Below are 17,600 nucleotides of genomic sequence, written 5' to 3' on the forward strand. Positions count from 1 at the left end.
GGTGCGGACGGTACGGCTGATCACGGAGTGCGCCCGCCCGCCGGGCGCCGGGCGAACAGGGCGCCCGGGTTGAACAGGCCCGCGGGGTCGAGGGCGTCCTTCAGCTGCCGGTGGACGCGCATCGAGACGGGACCCAGTTCCCGTTCCAGCCACTCGGTCTTGAGCTTGCCGATGCCGTGCTCGCCGGTCACGGTGCCGCCGAGGTCCAGGGCGAGGGCGAGGATGGCGTCGAAGGCGTTGCGGGCACGGGCGTACTGCTCCGCCGACGCCCCGTCGTACAGGACGGTGGGGTGCATGTTGCCGTCGCCCGCGTGGCCTACGACGGCCACGGTCAGCCCCGCCTCGGCCCCGATCTTCTCGCAGCCGGACATGAGGCCGGCGATCCGGGTGCGGGGCACCGCCACGTCCTCGGTCATACAGGCTCCACGGGCCTCCAGGGCCGGCAGGGACACCCGGCGGGCCCTGAGCAGCAGACCGCCCTCGGCCGGGTCGCGGGTGGCGTGCGTCCAGTCGGCGCCCGCCTGCCGGAACAGCCGCTCCATGGAGTCCAGTTCGGCGGCGGCCGACTCGCCGCCGGCGTCCGACTGGCACAGCAGCAGGGCGTTTCCGTCGCCCGCGCCGAGGTCGGCCCGCAGATACTCGGCGGAGGCCTGCAGGGAGGTGGCGTCCATGATCTCCATCAGGGAGGGCACCAGGCCGGCCCGGACCACGCGGTTGACGGCGTCCCCGGCCCGCTCGACGGAGTCGAAGGCGGCGACGACCGTGCCCGGCGCCGCGGGCAGCGGACGCAGCCTCAGCGTCGCGCCGGTGATGATCCCGAGCGTGCCCTCGCTGCCGACGAACAGCCGGGTCAGGTCGTAGCCGGCCACGCCCTTGACGGTCCTGCGGCCCGTGGTGAGCAACGAGCCGTCGGCCAGGACGACTTCGAGGCCGAGCACGGCGTCGCTGGTCACGCCGTACTTCCCGCAGCACAGGCCGCCGGCGTCCGTGGCGAGGTTGCCGCCGAGCGTGCACCATTCGAGGCTGGAGGGGTCGGGCGGGTAGAAGAGGCCGTGCTCGGCGGCGGCGTCCCGGAGCGTCCGGTTGACGACTCCGGGCTGGACGACGGCCAGCCGGTTGTCCGCGTCCAGTTCGAGGATCCGGTCCATCCGGGTGGTGACCAGGACGACGCAGCCGTCCACCGCGTTGGCACCGCCGGTCAGGCCGCTGCCCGCACCGCGCGGGACGACGGGCACACCGGCCTCGGCGCAGGCGCGGACACAGGCCTGCACCTCGGCGGTGCCGGCGGGCAGCACCACGGCACGGGGGCGGCCCGCCGGGGCGAGCGGCATCATGTCGCGGGCGTAGCCCTCGGTCGCGTCCGGGTCGGTGAGCACGGCGGCGTCCCCCACCGCCTCCCGCAGCCGGTCGGTGAGGTTCACGGGGTGCCGTCCACGGCGTCGACGAGGATCGCGCGGGCCGGGCAGAGGTCCGCCGCCTCGTGGACGGCGTCGGCGAGCGCGGCGCCGGGCTCGGTGTCGAGCAGCACGACGATGCCGTCGGTCTCGTCCTGGTCGAAGACCTCGGGTGCCGACAGGACACAGTGTCCGGCTCCGACGCATCGCTCGGGTTCGAGGCTGATCTTCACGGTGGTTGGCTCCTTGGCGGGCGAAAGGGCGGACGGGCGGCCCGGGGACGGCGGGTTCACCAGGTCACGGGAAGTTCGTGGACGCCGTAGACGGCCATGTCCGACTTGAAGCGGATCTCCTCGACGGGCACGGCGATCCGCAGCTCCGGCAGGCGGTGGGCGAGGGCGTGGTAGGTCTCCTGGAGTTCGACCTTCGCCAGGGACTGGCCCAGGCACTGGTGGGGGCCGTAGCCGAAGGCGAGGTGGCCGTGCGCGCGTGCTCCGGGGTCGAAGTCCTCGCCGGCGGGGAAGCGCGAGGGGTCCCGGTTCGCCACGTTGATCGCCGCGACCACCCCCTCGCCCGCCCGCACCAGGCGTCCGTTGACCTCGACGTCCTCGGTGGCGATCCGGCGGATGCCGCGCTGCACGATGGTGAGGTGGCGCAGCAGCTCCTCCACGGTGTCCGTGAGCTGCCGGGGGTCCTCAAGGGCGCGCACGGCGGCGAGGCGGCCGGGGTGGCGCAGCAGCGTCAGGACGCCGAGGGAGATCATGTTGGCCGTGGTGTCGTGGCCCGCGGTGAGCAGCAGCAGGGACATCGCGCTCAGGGTGCGGCGGCTCATCGCCCCGGTGCGCACGTGCCTCACCACCATGCGCCCGATGAAGTCGTCGCCCGGGTCCTTCTCCCGGACGGCCACGAGGGATTCGAGGTAGTCCTGGAGTTCCCGGCGGGCCGCGGCGGCGGTCTCGGTGGTGCCCGCGACCGCGTTCATGGTGTGGGTGAGCGAGCGGAACAGCTCCCGGTCCTCGACGGGCACGCCGAGGAACTCACAGATCACCGAGAGCGCGACGGGCAGCGCGAGATCGGCCACGAGGTCGGCGTGGCGCGGTCCGGCGAGCATCCGGTCGAGGCAGCCCGCGACGACGGCACGCACGGCCGGGCGCCAGGACTCGGCCCGCCGGACGGTGAACTCGCCGAGCACCAGGCGGCGCAGCGCGTCGTGCTCGGGGTTGTCCATGATGAGCAGCGTGGGTTCGACGGCCGTCTCGGCCGCCGCGACGGCGCTGGACAGCGGATAGCCCGGGCGGCTCTTGTCGGCGCTGAACCGGGGGTCGCTCAGCACCAGCCGGGCGTCCTCGTAGCGGGTGAACAGCCAGGGGCGTACGCCGTTCCAGATCGGCACGCGGGGCACCTCCGGCTCGTCGCGCAGCCGGGAGACCTCCGCGGGCGGGGCGAACGGGCACTGGCGGGCCATGGGATAGAGCACTTCCGTCATGCGCTGGTCTCTCCGGTCGGTGCGAGGTACTGCCACCAGCGGTCGATCACGGCGTCGTCCCAGTCGGGCGGGGTGATGCCATGGGTGCGCAGGGCGGCGAGGGTGGCTTCGTTGCGGTAGCGGGCCGGCCGCGCCGGCCCGGGCGCGTCGCACAGCTCGCGCAGGTGCTCCCGGTAGGCCAGGGCGGGCAGTTCGGTGCCCCGGGCCGTCGCGTCGTCCAGGTGCCCGAGCCAGCTGCGCAGGCCGACCGGACGGGTGCGGGAGCCGCTGCGCCGGTCGTGGCCGGCGAGGAAGACGCCGAGCCCGGTGCGGCGGGGGTGGTGCAGGTGGTGGACCGTGCCCGGCGGGCCGTCGGCGAGGGCCAGCGCCACCAGCGCGCGGGCCATGACGTCGACGGGCAGGGCGTCGGAGGCGAGGCCCGGGTGGTCGGGGTAGCAGCCGAGGGCCGCCGATGTCACCAGCAGCCGGGTGAGCATGTCGTCGCGGCTGACCGCGCCGGTCGCCGCGCCGGCGCCGGCCCGGCCCAGCCGGTAGGTGCGGGCGTCGGCTCCACGGGCGACGGCCTGGCGGACGAGGTGTTCGGCCGCCCACTTCGCCGCGGCGTAGCCGCGTCCGCGCGGGTGGCGTTCGTGCTCGGCCGGCGTGGACTCGCTGAGGGTGCGCGGCCGGCCGTCCTCGGTGTGCTCGCGCAGTACGGCGAGGGTGGAGACGTGGTGGAAGCGGGCGGCCGGGCCCTCGGCGGCGATCCGCAGCAGCTCCTGCGTCCCCCCGACGTTGGCCGCGGCCAGGTGCTGGTATCCGGAGAGGTGGTGGACCTGGGCGCCCAGGTGCAGGACGGTGGCCGCCGCACGAGCCGCGTCCTGTTCGGAGGTTCCTGCCAGTCCGAGTCCTGGCAGGGTGAGGTCGCCGGTCAGCGGCACGATCCGGGGGTCGGCGGGGTCCAGGGCGAGAGCGTGCCGACGGGCCGCCCGTGCCAGCCGGGCCCGGGCCGCTTCGGGCGTCGCGGCGCGTACGAGGCACAGCACCGCTCCCTCGGCGCGGTCCAGCAGCTCCTGCAGGACGTGGATGCCGACGAACCCGGTGGCGCCGGTGAGCAGCACGGAGTCCGTGCGGCGCGGTGTCGCGGCGGGCCCGGTGAAGGTGATGCCGGGGTCGAGCACGATGTCCTCGGGGAGGATCGTCGCCGTGCCGGTGCCGGTGCCGGTGCCGGTGCCGGTGCCGGTGCCCGTGCCCGTGCCGGTCCGGTTGTCCGTGGCGGTCCCGGTGTCCGTGCCGGCCCCCGCGTCGGCGAGGCCGAGCCTGTGTGCGGTGGCGCGGACGGTCGGCTCGGCCAGGAAGTCCCGGACCGGTACCCGCGTGCCGTACTCCCGCTCGATCTCGCCGAGCAGCCGGACGACGCGCAGCGAGTGCCCGCCCAGAGCGAAGAAGTCGTCCGAGAGCCCGATGGACGGGCCGGTGCCGAGGACTCTCCGCCACAGGGCCAGCAGCCCCTGCTCCAGCGGGCTCGCGGCAGTGCCGGTCTCCCCGGCCGGGCCGCGGTCCCGGGCGCGCTCGGCGAGGCCGGCGGCGAGCGCGGCGCGGTCCGCCTTGCCGTGGCTGCTGGTGGGGATGTGCGCGACCGGCACGATGAGCCGGGGCACCATGTGGCCGGGCAGGTGGCGGACGAGATGGGCGCGCGCCTCCTGCTCGTCGGCGGTGCCCACGTAGGCGACGCCCAGGTCGGCGTCGGGTCCCTCGCCGACCAGCACCGCGACGGCCTCGCCGATGTGCTGATGGCGTGTCAAGGTCGCCTCGATCTCGCCGAGTTCGATCCGGAAGCCGCGCAGCTTGATCTGCCCGTCGAGCCGGCCCAGGTAGTCGAGGGCGCCGTCGGGCAGCCGGCGCACCCGGTCCCCGGTGCGGTACAGCCGCCGTTCGCCGAGCAAGGGGACCGTGGTGAACAGCTCGCGGGTGCGTTCGGGGTTGTTCCAGTAGCCGAGGGCGACTCCCGCGCCGCCGAGCCAGAGTTCCCCGGGGACGCCGGTGGCGGCGAGCCGGCCGTGGCGGTCGATCACATGGGCGGAGGTTCCCGGCAGGGCCGTGCCGATCGGGACCCTGCCGCGGTCCTCGTCCGGTCCGGCCTCGTGGGTGGTGGCGAGGATCGCCGCCTCGGTGGGGCCGTAGCCGTTGATGACGACCCGGTCGCGGGCGTAGTGACGGGTGTCGTGCGGGTCGGCGGGCTCGCCGGCCACGACCAGGACCCGCACCGAGGCCAGGTCGGGGCGGCCCAGCGCGCGCAGCAGCGAGGGCACGATGACCATCACCGTCACGCCGTTGTCGCGCAGGGCGCGGCCGAGTGCGGCGGCGTCCCCGCGGGTGGCGTCCCCGCAGTACACCAGGGTGCCGCCGGAGACGAGGGGCATGAACTGCTCGTAGGCCGCCACGTCGAAGCCCGGCGAGGTGAGCTGCAGCCAGACGTCGTCCGGGACGAAGGGGTGGCGGCCGAGGCCGGCCCGCAGGGTGTTGACGACCGAGCGGTGGGAGACGACGACGCCGCGCGGCCGGCCGGTGCTGCCGGAGGTGTAGATGATGTAGGCGGGGTCGGCGGCGCAGGGGGCCTGAGGCCGGGGCATGGTCTCGTCCGAGGGGCGGACCAGCCGGTCGATGTCCAGGACGGGCGGCAGTCCGTCGGCGTCCGTACCCGGGCCGAACAGCCGCTCGGCGATGTCCTTGGCGGTCACCAGCATCCGGGCCCGGGCGTCCGCGAGGACGTACCGCAGCCGCTCGGCCGGATACGCCGGGTCGAGCGGGACATAGGCCGCGCCGGTCTTGAGCACGCCGAGGACCGCCACGATCAGCAGGGGGGTGCGCTCCAGGCAGAGGGCGACGCGCTCACCGGGCCGCGCCCCCCGGGCGTGGAGCCGGGCGGCCACGTCGTCGGAGAGCCGGTCGAGTTCGCGGTAGGTGAGGACGGTGTCCTCCCCGGCCACGGCGGTCTTGCCGGGACGGGCGGCCGCGGTGCGGGCGAACAGCGAGGTGAGGGTGGCGCCCGGGTGGTGGGCCGGCGGGCGTCCGGACTCCGGCGCGGCCAGGAGCCGTCCGCGCTCGCCGGGTTCGAGCAGCTCGATGTCGCGCAGGACGGTGCCGGGACCGGCGTCGGCGAGCCGGCCCAGCACGGTGACGAGCTGGCCCGCGAGCCGCTCCACCGTGTCCCGTCGGTAGAGGTCGGTACTGAACTCCACCTCGAACCCGAGCCCCTGGGGCGACTCCCGGAAGGTGAAGGTCAGCTCGAACTTGGCGGTGTCGTCCTCGGCCGGGGGCCAGGGCTCGACCGGCGCGGAGCCCAGCTCGAGCGGGCGGGGCGGGTGCTGCTGGTGGTTGACGACCGCGCGGAAGGGGCTGGTCCCGCGGGAGACACCGGCGGCGCCGAGTTCCCGGCACACCGTCTGGAACGGCACGTTGTGGTGGGCGTGGGCGGCGGCACAGGCCTCGCGGACCCGCCGGAACAGGGTGGCGACCGGGGTGCCGGCGGCGGCCTCGACCCGGATCGGCAGCAGGTTGACGAAGTAGCCGACGAGATCCTCGGTACCGGCGCGTCCGCGGCTCGTCGTCAGGCTGCCGAGGCAGAGGGAGTCGCGCTCGGCGTGTGCGGCGAGGACGGTGTACACGCCGGCCAGGCAGAACATGAAGCGGCTGATGCCGTGGCGGCGGGCGGCCTCGGCGTACCGGGCGCTCTCGTCTACGTCGATCCGCAGCCGGACCCGGTCTCCGGCCCCGCTGAGCACGGCCGGCCGGGGACGGTCGGTGACCAGGTCGGGAGCGGCCGCGCCCCCGTCGAGGGCCGCGCGCCAGAACTCCAGCGCGGCGGCCTCGCGTTCCGGGAGGCGGCCGAGGGTCTCGCGCACGTGGTCGGCGAACGTCGTCCGCAGCGGCGGGAGGTGGGCGGCGTGGTCGTCGTAGAGGGCCGACAGCTCGGTGAAGAAGAGGTCGAGGGACCAGTCGTCGGCGATGAGGTGGTGGATGTCGAAGTGGACCACGGCGGCCGACCCGCCGAGGGTGACCACCAGCGTGCGGACGAGCGGCGACCCCTCGGCGGCGGCCGCACGGGCGGCGACGAGCGCGCGGATCCGGTGCTGCTGCTCCGCCTGCGGGACCCGGGTCATGTCGTGGTGGTCCACGGCGGCGCCGGGATCCGCGTCCGGTGTCTGCCACCAGCCGTCCGCGTCCTGCCGGACGACGGTGCGCAGCGCCGTCTGCCGCTGCCCGAGCCGGGTGAGCGCGCGGCGCAGCCGGGGCACGTCGACCGGCCCGCGCACCAGGAAGGTGCGGGAGATGACGTACCGCTTCCCGGGCGCGGCCTGCTGCTCGAACCAGATGCCCTCCTGCCCGGGCAGCAGTGGAACCCGGCCGGACGCGTCCGGCCGCTCCTCGGCGACGCCCGCGGTACGGGTCCGCCCCGCTCGTGCCTTGGTGGCGGGTGGGGGTGCGGGTGCGCCGGTGGGTGCGGGTGCGGGTGCGGGTGCGGTGGTGGTGTGTCTGGGCCGGGTGCCGGTGGTGGGGGCGATGGCGGTCTGCCCGGACTGTCCCTCGGCGGCGGGTGCGGTGGCGGGTGCGGTGGCGGTCCGTCCGGCCCGCACCTCGGCGGCCGGTGCCGTGCCGGACTCGTCGGGCTGCCGTTCGAGGACGGGTGTGGTGCCGGTCCCGTCGGGGGCGGTTGCGGTGGGGGTCTGTTCGGGCTGCTGTCCCACGAGGGATGCCGTGCCGGTCCCCTCGGGCCGCTGTCCCACAGGGGACGCCGTGCCGGTCCCGGCCGTGCCGGTCCTGGCCAGGGCGGTACGGGCCGGTGCCGCGGCGTCGACGAGTGCCGCGAGGCCGCTCACCGTGGCCGCGCGGAACAGGTCCCCGACCGACAGGGCCACGCCGGTCGCGCTCTCCAGACGGGCCAGCACGGCCATCGCGGTGAGCGAGTCGCCGCCCGCGGCGAGGAAGTCGGCGTCGGTGCCGACCGGGGCGCCGAGCGCGTCCTGCCACAGGCCCGCCACGACCCGCTCGGTGGGCGTGCCCGGGAGGCCGGCCCCGGCCGTGCCGTGCGCCTGCCCGGCCCGTCGGGCGAGGGCGGGGCGGTCGGTCTTGCCGTTCGGGGTGACCGGCAGCTGTGCGAGCGGTGTCACGGTGGCGGGGACCAGCGGCGGCGGAAGGAGCGTCGCCACGTGGGCGAGGAGGTCCGGCTCGGCGGCGGGCCCCCGGAGGACGACGAACGCCGCGAGCCTGCGCCGTTCACCGGTGCCGTGGGCCACCACGGCGGCCTCGCGGACCGCGGGGTGGCCGAGCAGGGCCCGTTCCGTCTCGACCGGTTCGACCCGGTGGCCCCGGATCTTCACCTGGTCGTCGGTGCGGCCGAGGAAGGCGAGGTTGCCGTCCGGCAGCAGCCGGACCCGGTCGCCGGTGAGGTAGGCGGTCCGGCCGGGGTGGCCGGGCTCGGGGACGAAGCGTTCGGCGGTGAGGTCGGGCCGGCCCAGGTAGCCGCGGGCCACGCCGGGCCCGCCGACGCAGAGTTCGCCCTCGGCACCGGCGGCGACGGGGCGCCGGTCGCGGTCGACCACATGGACGGTGGCGTCGGCGAAGGGACGCCCGATCGGCACGTCCTGCCAGTCGTCGGCGTAGGGGTGGTCCGCGTCGAGCACCAGCCAGCAGGCGTAGACGGTGGTCTCCGTGGGGCCGTAGCCGTTGACGATCCGGCAGCCGGGCAGCTCGCGCAGGGCCGTGCGCACGGCCTCGGCCGAGGCCCGGTCGCCGCCCGACACGCACAGCCGCAGTCCGCGCAGCGCATCGGTGATGTGCTCCATGGCGAGCCGGAACAGCGGCGCGGCGAGACGCAGGACGCTCACCCGGTGCCGGCGCACCTCCCGCCCGATGTCGTGGACACCCGGCCGGGCGGCCTCGGGCAGGACGAGCGTGGCCCCGTTGAGCAGGGCGCCCCAGATCTCGAAGACGGACGGGTCGACATGGAGGGGGGCGAGCTGGAGCACCACGTCGTCGGGCCGGAACCCCGCCTGCGGGGCCCGGGCGAGCGTGAGGACGCAACGGTGGTCCACCTGCACCCCCTTGGGGCGCCCGGTGGTGCCCGAGGTGGCGATGACGTAGGCGAGCGTGTCCGGGCCGCCCGGCGCGAGGGCGAGCGGTGCGACGGCGAGCGTTCCGGGATCCGGCATCTCCTCGTCGACGGTCAGGATCCGCACCCCCGGCAGGAGCGTGCGCAGCCGGCCGGCCTCGGCGCGCGCCACGCACAGGGTGCGCAGGCCGAAGTCCTCCACCAGGGCGCGCAGCCGTGCGTCGGGCGCGTCCGGGTCGAGGGGCACGTAGGCGCATCCCGCGAGGACCGTCCCGAGGACGGCGGCGACCGTCCCCGCGGACCGGGGGGCGCGGATGCCGACCGGTTCACCGGCCGCCCCGGCACGGCCGAGCCGGGCCGCGAAGGACCCGGCCCAGCCGGCCAGTTGGCGGTAGGTCAGGCGCAGGTCGCCGTGGACGAGCGCGGTGCGGTCGGGGCCGGTGCGTACGACGTCGGCGAAGGCCTCGCCGAGGGTGCGGGCTCTGGCTGCGTTCATGTGCTCTGGCTCAGCGCTCCCCGCCGAGGGCCTCGACCACGCTGGCGGTGTCGTAGAGGTCCAGGTAGCGGGAGATGAGACCGTCGCGCACGGTGAAGACGTTCATCCACTGGGCTTCGTAGCGGCGGTCGTTGGCGAGCACCCGGGTGCGGCTGACGCCGAGGACCACGACCCGGTCGCCCGCGTCCAGGTAGTCGAACGGCACGCACTCCTGCACCTGGATCAGGTCGCGGACGATGGAGAAGAACTGCCGGAACCCTTCGACGCCCCGGTAGGTGCCCGCCCAGGGCAGGGACTTCGGGCCGTGGTAGACCCACTCGAAGTCGTCGGTCAGGAGGGCCTCGATGTCCGAGAGCCGTCCTTCGTCGAAGAGCTGGAAGAAGCGGCGGACGACGTCGACGTTCTGCTGGCTCATGCGGTGCTCCTTGCGGTGGTCGGGGTGCGCACGAACGCGCGTGCCCGCTCACCGAGGTGGAAGAGGCCCACCTGGGCGAGGAGGCGGTACGGGGAGGTGCGCGAGAGTTCCCGGGCCGCGCGCATCACCTGACGGATCTCGTCCTCGGTGGCGACGAGCGGCAGCAGGAAGACGTCGTAGACGACGAAGGCCCTGGCCCGGGTGATCCACCAGATGATCAGGGCGTAGGTCATCCACTCGCCCTCTGGTTCGACGAAGCGGCGCAGCGGTCCCGGCACCCGGGGTTCGAAGCGGCCCAGCAGGCCCTCTGCGAAGCGGCGCCCGACGACACCGGCGGGTCCGGTGTCCATCGCGGCGATCCCCGCGTCCACCACGGCGGACAGGGCGGCCACCCGCCGGTCCAGCTGCAGCGCGTCGACCTGTGCGACGGCCTGCAGGGAGAAGTGCGCGCCGAGCTGGTTCGCGTGCTGGGTGCGCAGCTCCTCGACGAGCCGGGGGGCGGTGCGGCGGGCGGCCTCGTGGACCGCGTCTGACACCAGCGCCGCCCCGGTGGGGAAGCAGCCGTAACTGAGCGCCTTCGACAGGCTCATCAGGTCGATCCCGGGCAGCCTGTCCTGGTGCGCGAACCGGGTGCCGCAGCGGTAGTACGAGGTGAGGACCTCGTCGACGCCGACCAGGTACCCGTGCCGCTCGCGGCCCTCGGCGACGGCGTCGAGGAGCGCGGCCGGGACGGGGGCGTAGGAGTCGGAGCTGCCGTGGACCAGTTCGATCCAGACCAGGCCGACCTCTCCGGTCGCCGCCTCCTTGCGGAACTCCTCGGCGGCCTCGGGGGCGTACGGGTCGATGTAGCGGATGTCCTCGTACAGCGGCCCGAACGGGGCCCGGGTGCGCTCGGCGGCGGTGGCCAGCAGGGACACCAGGGTCTTGCCGCCGTAGTTGTGCTGAAGACCACGATCCGCCGCCGCTCGGGGCGGGCCAGCCGGGCCAGGACGAACGCGCTCTCCACCGCCGAGGCGCCGCTGACGGCGGGAAAGGCGTGGGGCAGCCCGGTGTCCCGGGCGAGGACGCGCTGGAGTTCGGCGACGTAGTCGCGTCCCGGGTCGTGCCCGCGGACGACGTCGGTGAGCGCGTCGGCGGGATTGTGCCCGGCCACCCCGAGGCCCGCCCCGCACAGCCCGTCGACGAGGTCGAGGCGGCGGCCCGAGTCCAGCTGGACCGTGAGCCGGGAACCCTTGGCGCGTACGACGTGGAGGGCGCCGCGCAGCTTGCGGTGCATCCGCACGGTCATCGGGTTGACGTGCCGGGCGTACAGGTCGAGGGTGCGCTGCCAGTCGCGGGCGGTGGCCGCCAGGACGCGGTGCACGGGGTGCCTCTCGTCCCAGCGGCCCAGCAGCCGGGCCTTGACCGCGCGCATGGCGACGGTGTTGCCGCCGTAGGTGTTGGAGTGCAGGAATCCGGTCGAGGGGGTGGACCAGGGCGCGAACAGGTCGGGGCTGCCCGCGAAGGCGCCGAAGGGGACTTCGTGGCCGGTGAGCGACTCGCCGAGGACGAAGAGGTCGGGGCGCAGGGCGCGCACGGTGTCGCAGGACGGGGCGAGCGGGTCCACGTCGGACAGGTCCAGGGCGATGCGGGTGCCGCGGCCCCGGACGTCGTGGACGAGCGCGGCCAGGTCGGCCAGCTCGTCCGTGCCCAGTCGCCCGGTGCCGCGCAGCACGAGGCCGCAGTGGTCGGCGCCGGCGGCCGCCGTGCGCAGGGCCGGGACGGTGGAGTGGCAGTGGAGTCCGGGGACGAGCGCCCGGTCGGGGCCGTCGCCGAGCGGGTCGGCGCGGCGGGCGAGGGTGCCGTCGGGGTCGAGGACGAGAACGCGTCCGCCGTGCCGGGCCGCGGATCCGGCCGCGCGATGGCGCAGCAGCTTGACCGCTCCGTGGAGGGCTTCGTACCGCGAGTTGGCGAAGAAGCAGCGGTAGGCGGCGGGGGTCTCGGGCCCGCCGAGTTCGCGCAGGAACTCGCTGATGAGGTGGCCCGCGTGGGCGGAGTCGGCGGTCACGAACCAGGACGGCATCGCGAAGATCGGATGCTCCTGCTCGATGAGGTCGGCGAGAGTGGCGAGGGTGTCGCGGCCTGCCGGACGGAACAGGGTGGTGGCCGTGGCGGATGCGACGTCGTGGTTCTGGGACAAGGCGACACCTGGGCTCGAAGCGGGTTCGGGCGGAATACGTTGGTCCGCGCACGGGCGGCGGGGGAGCGATGTGCGGAATACGTTGGTCCGCGCACGGGCGGCGGGGGAGCGATGTGCGGAATACGTTGGTCCGCGCACGGGCGGCGGGGGAGCGATGTCAGGTGCGCTCTCCCGCCGCCCGCGTTCTCAGGAGGCCGACACGCGCTGTGCGTCGGCCTGTTCGCCGCCCCAGGTGAGGGCGACGCGTGCGGTGGCGGACGCGGTGGGCGTCGCCAGCCAGCCCAGGAGCGTGCCGCCCCGGCTCACGGCCAGCGCCGCGGTCCCCGCGGGCAGATCGACGGACCAGCCGCCGTCGGCCGCGGTGATCCGGTCGTCCGCGCCGGTGGGGTTGAAGGCACCGATCACATGCGTGCCGTCGGCACCGGTGCGGGTGAGGGCGACGGCCCGCCGGTGGGCGGACGTCCAGCGGGGGGCGTCCGTGGCCAGCCCGGCGACGAAGCCGGCCACGGCTCCGTGGGCGGCCACGCCCGCGGTGACGGAGAGTTCGCCCGGGGCGGTGCTCACGTCCGGCCGGTCCGCGCGGAGCACACCGAGGGGCCCGGCGGCGTCCTGGGCGGTGGGCTGCGGGGCCTCGTCGAGCCAGCGCAGCCCGATCAGCCGGTGCGCGTCCCGCAGCTGCTCGTGGACGGCCTCGGTCAGCTCCCGCAGGGCGGTCTTCCCCTCCCGCTGCCAGGCGCCGGCCTCGGCCAGGGCGCGGTCCACGAGCAGGTCCGCGTCGCGGTCGAGCCTGCTGCCGGCCAGCGCGGCGCCGTGGCGGTCGAGGAAGCCGGCGAGCAGCCCGAGGCTCTCCGCGGTGGGGTTGTGGTCACCGGCCTCCGTGAGAGGCGCTCCGGGGCAGTACGGCGGGGCGTGCAGGGCGGGGTCGACGCCTTCGGCGCGCAGCCCCTCCGGGTCCATGTCGATCAGTTCGCCCCAGGTGCCCGCCGCGCAGGCGGTGTAGACGCTGACCGTGGTGGATCCGAGCGTCAGCGCCAGCAGGGCGTTGAACAGGGGCGTACGCGGACCGGCGAAGGTCTCGTCGTCCCAGGTGAATCCCCAGTTGGCCTCGAGCACATCGGTGTCTCCCAGCAGGATCTCGCCGAGGTGCGTGGCGAAGGCCTCCGGGCTCTGCGCCGGGTTGCCCACCCACTCGGTGTGCCCGATCAGGTGCCGGGAGCCCTTGAGGGCGCGGTGACGGGCGGCCCAGGCGTCGACGGTGGCGTCCGGGCCCGTGGCGCGCGCCAGGGGCACGTTGGCCACGCGGGCGGGGCCCTCGGGGAACAGGTCGGAGATCCAGTCCCACAGGCCGGCGATGGCCTCTCCGGACCAGCGCGACCACAGCAGCCGCAGTCCGCCGGACCAGTCGGCGAGGTCGTCACCGGTGCGCGCGGCCTCGTCGGCCAGTCCGCGGGCGGACAGCCAGCGGGCGAACTCCTCGCGGGCCGCCGGGGAGGCGTCCTGGGCGTCGATGGCGATGTGCACGTCGCCGGACATGCCCTCGTTGCCGAGCTGGAGCGCGACAACAGGGCCGCGGGGGGCGGCCGTGGGGGACACGACCTCCTCGGCCACGGCGCGCATCCACGCGGCGACCTCGTCCTTGACGGCCGGGTCGAGGAGGCTGGGCAACGGCTTGGCCTGGGAGGTGAGCAGGTCGCCGTTCAGCCCCTGGTAGGACGTGTGGCCGGGGCCGCACAGCCGGTCGGGGAGCCCGCCGAGCTGCACTTCCGCGTGGATGAACGGACCGGGCTTGACCAGGACGGTCAGGCCCGCCTCGGCCGCGAGGCCGATCAGCCCGACGACGTCGCGCTGCGGGTCGGTCTTGCCGTGGAAGTCGAACGTGCGCTGCCCGCCCTCACCGGTCTCGTGGAACCGCCAGGGCAGGTAGAACGAGACGACGTCGACGCCGAGGGCACGCAACCCCCGCAGATTGCCGGCCCAGTTGGCCGGGTCGGCCCGGTAGTAGGGGTACTCGCCGATGACGACGGGGCGGTCCGTGCCGGGGACCAGGGCCGTGTTCAGCCGGGCACTCATATGGTGCCCCCGTCCTGGTCCGGGACGAGGACGACCTTGAGCGCGGCGTACTCGGCGCCCGGCACGGCGGCCAGGGCCTTGAATGCCTCCGCGTGGTCCTCCAGCGGGAAACGGTGGGTGATCAGCCGCTCCAGCGGGATCGAGCGGGCCAGCTCGACGGCCTTCGGGAAGATCATGCTGTTGTAGTCGCCGGCACCGATGATCTGCAGTCCGCGCTGGAGGATCTCCAGCGGGCGCACCGTCGCGGTGGCGTTGCTGTTGAAGCCCATGACGACGACCCGGCCCTGCTGGGCGGCGTAACCGAGGCTCTGCTCCAGGAGGTTGCCGACGGAGTCGACGACCAGGTGTGCGCGGTGGGTGAGTTCCGCGTCGTCCGGGGTGTGGACGGTGATCCGGCCCTCGAACTCGGGGGCGGCGAAGATCTCCCGGTCGAGCGACTGGCGGACCGGGTCGGGCTCGACGACCAGCACCCGGGCGCCGTAGCGGGCGGCGGCCATGGCGGTGACGGCGCCCATCGGGCCGCCACCGACGATCACCGCGGTCTCGCCGGGCTGCAGCCGGCCGGCCTCGATGTTGTTGAGGGCGCAGGCGAGCGGTTCGACGACGACGGCCCGGTCGAAGCTCATCCCGTCGGGAATCGCGTGGCAGAACAGCTCGGGCAGGCGCATGAACTCGGCGAAGGAACCGTCGTAGTCGAGCCCGACCTCGGTTCCGGCCTTGTTGCCACAGAAGTTCCAGTGCCCTTCCAGGCAGGTGGCGCAACTGCCGCAGTACAGGGTGGGGTTGACGATGACGCGGTCACCGGGTGCGAAGCGGTTCACGCCGGGGCCCGTGGCCTCGACGACGCCGACGGCCTCATGACCCATCACGACCCCGGGCTCGGCCGGGAACTTGCCGACCAGCACGCTGCGGTCGGTGCCGCAGATTCCGCTCTGGACGATGCGGATGACGATGTCGGTCGCCTCGCGCGGTTCCGGCCTGGGCCGGTCGACCAGCTCCAGGGAGCGGTCCCCGGTCAGCGTGAGCGCCTTCATGCGTCCCCCTTGGCGGCCGAAGCGGTGCCACGGCCCAGTTCCCAGCGGATGGAGTCGAGGAGTTGCCCGTGCAGTTCGGGCGTGGCCGCCGCGATGCACGACTTCTGGTTCAGCGGGCCGAGGTCGACCAGCGAGGTCGTACCCAGGTCGTCGCCGTAGGCGTCGGTGATCACGACACCGGCCTGCCGGGCGAGGTAGACCGCGGCGGCGATGTCGTAGGGGAACAGGTGCAGGATCGAGCCGCGTCCGACGCGCAGGAACTCGGCCTCGGTGTCGGGGTGGTCGCGCAGGATCCGGTTGCCGATGTCGACATAGGCGTCGAGCTGTCCGGTGATGATCCGGGAGATGGAGAAGCTGGCGCTGTTGAAGACGAACACGCCGCCGGTGTTGGACGACTGGTCCACGAGGTGGGAGTAGGCCGCGTCCATCAGGGCCATGGGGTGGCCGTTGAACTCGATGGACCAGAACATCTTGGCCAGGTCCGTGGTCCGGCTCAGCCGCGGTACGGCGGTGGGGTGGCCGCCGCTGGAGAGGCCCTCCGTGTCGTCGCCGTAGATCCAGGCGCCGCTCTTGATCTCCAGCAGGTAGGCGGCCGTGACGTCGGCGAGGGTCGGCTTGCCGTCGCCGTAGGGCGCGGCCGCGATGGAGACCACACCCATCTCGAGACCGGCCGAGGCGGGCCGGGTGCCGTCGATGGGGTCGACGACGAGGAGGTACTGCGGATCGTCGGCGAGTTCGACGAAGGCGCCGTCCTCGGTGTAGACGGCCACCGGCACCTCTGCATGGGCGCGCAGGTAGTCCAGGACCGCCTTCTCGGCCACCTCGTCGACGTCGAACTGGGCGTCGCCGCCCGGGGAGTCGCCGTGCACCTGACGGGCCAGGCCCAGCTGGCCGTAGGTCAGCAGCTCGGCGCGGACGTGTTCGCCGAGACCCTTGAGCAGCTTCTTCACCGGGCCAGCTCCGCCATGAAGAGGTTCTCCAGCTTGTCGCAGATCTCCTCGGCCTGAGCCATCGTCAGGATCAGCGGAGGACGGATCTTCAGCACGTTTCCGTAGCCGTAGCGCGAGGTGCGCAGGATCAGGCCGTGCTCCATGGCCGCGCTCGCCAGGTGGTTGGTGAGCTTCACGGCCGGCTTGCCGTCGGGCTCGCACATCTCGAAGCCGATCATCAGGCCGACGCCGCGGACGTCGCCGATGGCCGGATAGCGCAGCTGCATGTCGCGCAGTCGGCCGAGAATATAGTCACCGGTGTTCCTGACATTCGCCAGGAATTCCGGCTGCCGCACGATGTCGAGGGTGACATTCGCGGCCGCGGCGGCCAGGAGATTCGAGCCGTAGGTGAACGAGTGGTGATGCGCGGGAAGCCCGGAAAGGCGGTCGTTGGTCAGAATCGCGGCAACCTGCGCGCCGGAACCGCCGAGACCCTTCGCCGTGGTGATGGCGTCCGGCTCGACACCGAAATGCTGGGCCGCGAACATATGCCCGGTGCGGCCGATGCCGGTCTGGATCTCGTCGAAGATGAGGGCGATGTCGTGCTCGTCGCAGAAAGCGCGCAGCTTCTGCATGTAGCCGTCCGGCGGCATGATGTTCCCGCCGTTTCCGGAAATCGGCTCGATCAGTACGGCCGCGACCCGGCCGCTGCTCGCGTATTCGATGAAGTCGTCGATGCGGTCGACGCACATCAGGCCGCAGGTTTCCTTGTTCTGCCCGTAGAAGCAGCGGAAGCAGTACGGGTCGGGAACCTGGAGGCTGCCCGGGTACAGGAGCGGGAACGGCTCGCGGCGGAACGCGTTGCCGGACATCGACGCCATCATCATCGTCTGTCCCACATGGCTGCGGAATAACGTGATGACCTCGGACTTTCCGGTGGCGTGCTGCGCCATCTTGATGGCGCCCTCGTTGGCCGAGGAGCCGCCGGAGACCTTGGGGTGGACCCGGGTCAGGTTGTCCGGCGAGGTCTCCACGAGCCGCTGCACGAGCCCGTTGATCGGATCGCTCTGGTACGAGGAGGTGAGGTGCACCACCTTGTCGAGCTGGTCCTTCATCGCCGATATCACGGCGGGGTGGGAGTAACCGAGGCTGAGATTGAACGTCGCCGACGCACAGTCGAGGAATTGGTTTCCCTCGGAGTCGTACAGATAGACGCCTTCACCGCGCTCCATTTTGAGAGCGCTGACGGGATAATAGAGGTGGTCGGTGACAGTTTTCGTATCCATGGTTTCCCTCCCGGGCAGGCACGAAGCGCATGCCTGTCAAAATTCCGAACGGTCGAAGGATTGTGTCGGTGAAGTCGGTGTATCGGCCGCTGAACACACCCGCACCATGCGGAATGCGGCACAGAGAGACGGGACGGAGTGGAATACCCGGTGCGTTCGGGATTCACTCAACATCCCCACAACAAGAAGATCACATCGGAAGCACCGCTGGCAAGGAGGG

10 protein-coding genes are annotated in these 17,600 nt (G+C 73.6%); all 10 read right to left on the reverse strand.

Annotated elements, in window-relative coordinates; genetic code table 11:
• Nucleotides 1–20: 20 nt before the first annotated feature.
• Nucleotides 21–1,421 (reverse strand): FAD-binding oxidoreductase, encoded by a 1,401-nt coding sequence (locus ACZ7P3_RS38305; protein WP_472088917.1) that lies wholly within the window; start codon nucleotides 1,419–1,421, stop codon nucleotides 21–23.
• Nucleotides 1,418–1,627, reverse strand: coding sequence for a ferredoxin (locus ACZ7P3_RS38310; RefSeq protein ID WP_472088919.1), 210 nt, complete (start codon nucleotides 1,625–1,627; stop codon nucleotides 1,418–1,420). The genes ACZ7P3_RS38305 and ACZ7P3_RS38310 overlap by 4 nt, the downstream gene beginning before the upstream one ends.
• A gap of 56 nt (nucleotides 1,628–1,683) precedes the next feature.
• Complete coding sequence (locus tag ACZ7P3_RS38315; RefSeq protein WP_472088920.1) at nucleotides 1,684–2,880, reverse strand: cytochrome P450; 1,197 nt, start codon at nucleotides 2,878–2,880, stop codon at nucleotides 1,684–1,686.
• The gene (locus ACZ7P3_RS38320; RefSeq protein ID WP_472088921.1) at nucleotides 2,877–9,467 is read right to left on the reverse strand and encodes a non-ribosomal peptide synthetase; all 6,591 of its coding nucleotides are present in this window, start codon (nucleotides 9,465–9,467) and stop codon (nucleotides 2,877–2,879) included. The genes ACZ7P3_RS38315 and ACZ7P3_RS38320 overlap by 4 nt, the downstream gene beginning before the upstream one ends.
• A 10-nt stretch (nucleotides 9,468–9,477) precedes the next feature.
• Nucleotides 9,478–9,882 carry a nuclear transport factor 2 family protein gene (locus ACZ7P3_RS38325; protein WP_472088922.1) on the reverse strand — a complete coding sequence of 135 codons (405 nt, stop codon included), beginning with the start codon at nucleotides 9,880–9,882 and terminating at the stop codon, nucleotides 9,478–9,480.
• Nucleotides 9,879–12,113, reverse strand: coding sequence for an aminotransferase class III-fold pyridoxal phosphate-dependent enzyme (locus tag ACZ7P3_RS38330; RefSeq protein WP_472089016.1), 2,235 nt, complete (start codon nucleotides 12,111–12,113; stop codon nucleotides 9,879–9,881). The genes ACZ7P3_RS38325 and ACZ7P3_RS38330 overlap by 4 nt, the downstream gene beginning before the upstream one ends.
• A 134-nt stretch (nucleotides 12,114–12,247) precedes the next feature.
• Nucleotides 12,248–14,131 (reverse strand): beta-galactosidase, encoded by a 1,884-nt coding sequence (locus ACZ7P3_RS38335; protein WP_472088923.1) that lies wholly within the window; start codon nucleotides 14,129–14,131, stop codon nucleotides 12,248–12,250.
• A complete protein-coding gene (locus ACZ7P3_RS38340; RefSeq protein ID WP_472088924.1) occupies nucleotides 14,128–15,165 on the reverse strand; it encodes a zinc-dependent alcohol dehydrogenase in 1,038 nt (345 codons plus the stop codon). The genes ACZ7P3_RS38335 and ACZ7P3_RS38340 overlap by 4 nt, the downstream gene beginning before the upstream one ends.
• Nucleotides 15,162–16,115, reverse strand: a complete 954-nt coding sequence (locus ACZ7P3_RS38345) for an inositol monophosphatase family protein (protein WP_472088925.1) — start codon at nucleotides 16,113–16,115, stop codon at nucleotides 15,162–15,164. Before ACZ7P3_RS38345 ends, ACZ7P3_RS38340 begins: the two co-directional genes overlap by 4 nt.
• The gene (locus ACZ7P3_RS38350) at nucleotides 16,112–17,380 is read right to left on the reverse strand and encodes an aspartate aminotransferase family protein (RefSeq protein ID WP_472088927.1); all 1,269 of its coding nucleotides are present in this window, start codon (nucleotides 17,378–17,380) and stop codon (nucleotides 16,112–16,114) included. The genes ACZ7P3_RS38345 and ACZ7P3_RS38350 overlap by 4 nt, the downstream gene beginning before the upstream one ends.
• Between the last annotated feature and the right edge of the window lie 220 nt (nucleotides 17,381–17,600).

The organism is Streptomyces sp. NPDC107581, assembly GCF_055657175.1.

What these genes read in the sequence shown, in the direction of transcription:
- ACZ7P3_RS38340 (WP_472088924.1), bottom strand. Translation starts at nt 15,165, where the DNA reads ATGAAGGCGCTCACGCTGACCGGGGACCGCTCCCTGGAGCTGGTCGAC.
- ACZ7P3_RS38325 (WP_472088922.1), bottom strand. Translation starts at nt 9,882, where the DNA reads ATGAGCCAGCAGAACGTCGACGTCGTCCGCCGCTTCTTCCAGCTCTTC.
- ACZ7P3_RS38335 (WP_472088923.1), bottom strand. Translation starts at nt 14,131, where the DNA reads ATGAGTGCCCGGCTGAACACGGCCCTGGTCCCCGGCACGGACCGCCCC.
- ACZ7P3_RS38320 (WP_472088921.1), bottom strand. Translation starts at nt 9,467, where the DNA reads ATGAACGCAGCCAGAGCCCGCACCCTCGGCGAGGCCTTCGCCGACGTC.
- ACZ7P3_RS38315 (WP_472088920.1), bottom strand. Translation starts at nt 2,880, where the DNA reads ATGACGGAAGTGCTCTATCCCATGGCCCGCCAGTGCCCGTTCGCCCCG.
- ACZ7P3_RS38350 (WP_472088927.1), bottom strand. Translation starts at nt 17,380, where the DNA reads ATGGATACGAAAACTGTCACCGACCACCTCTATTATCCCGTCAGCGCT.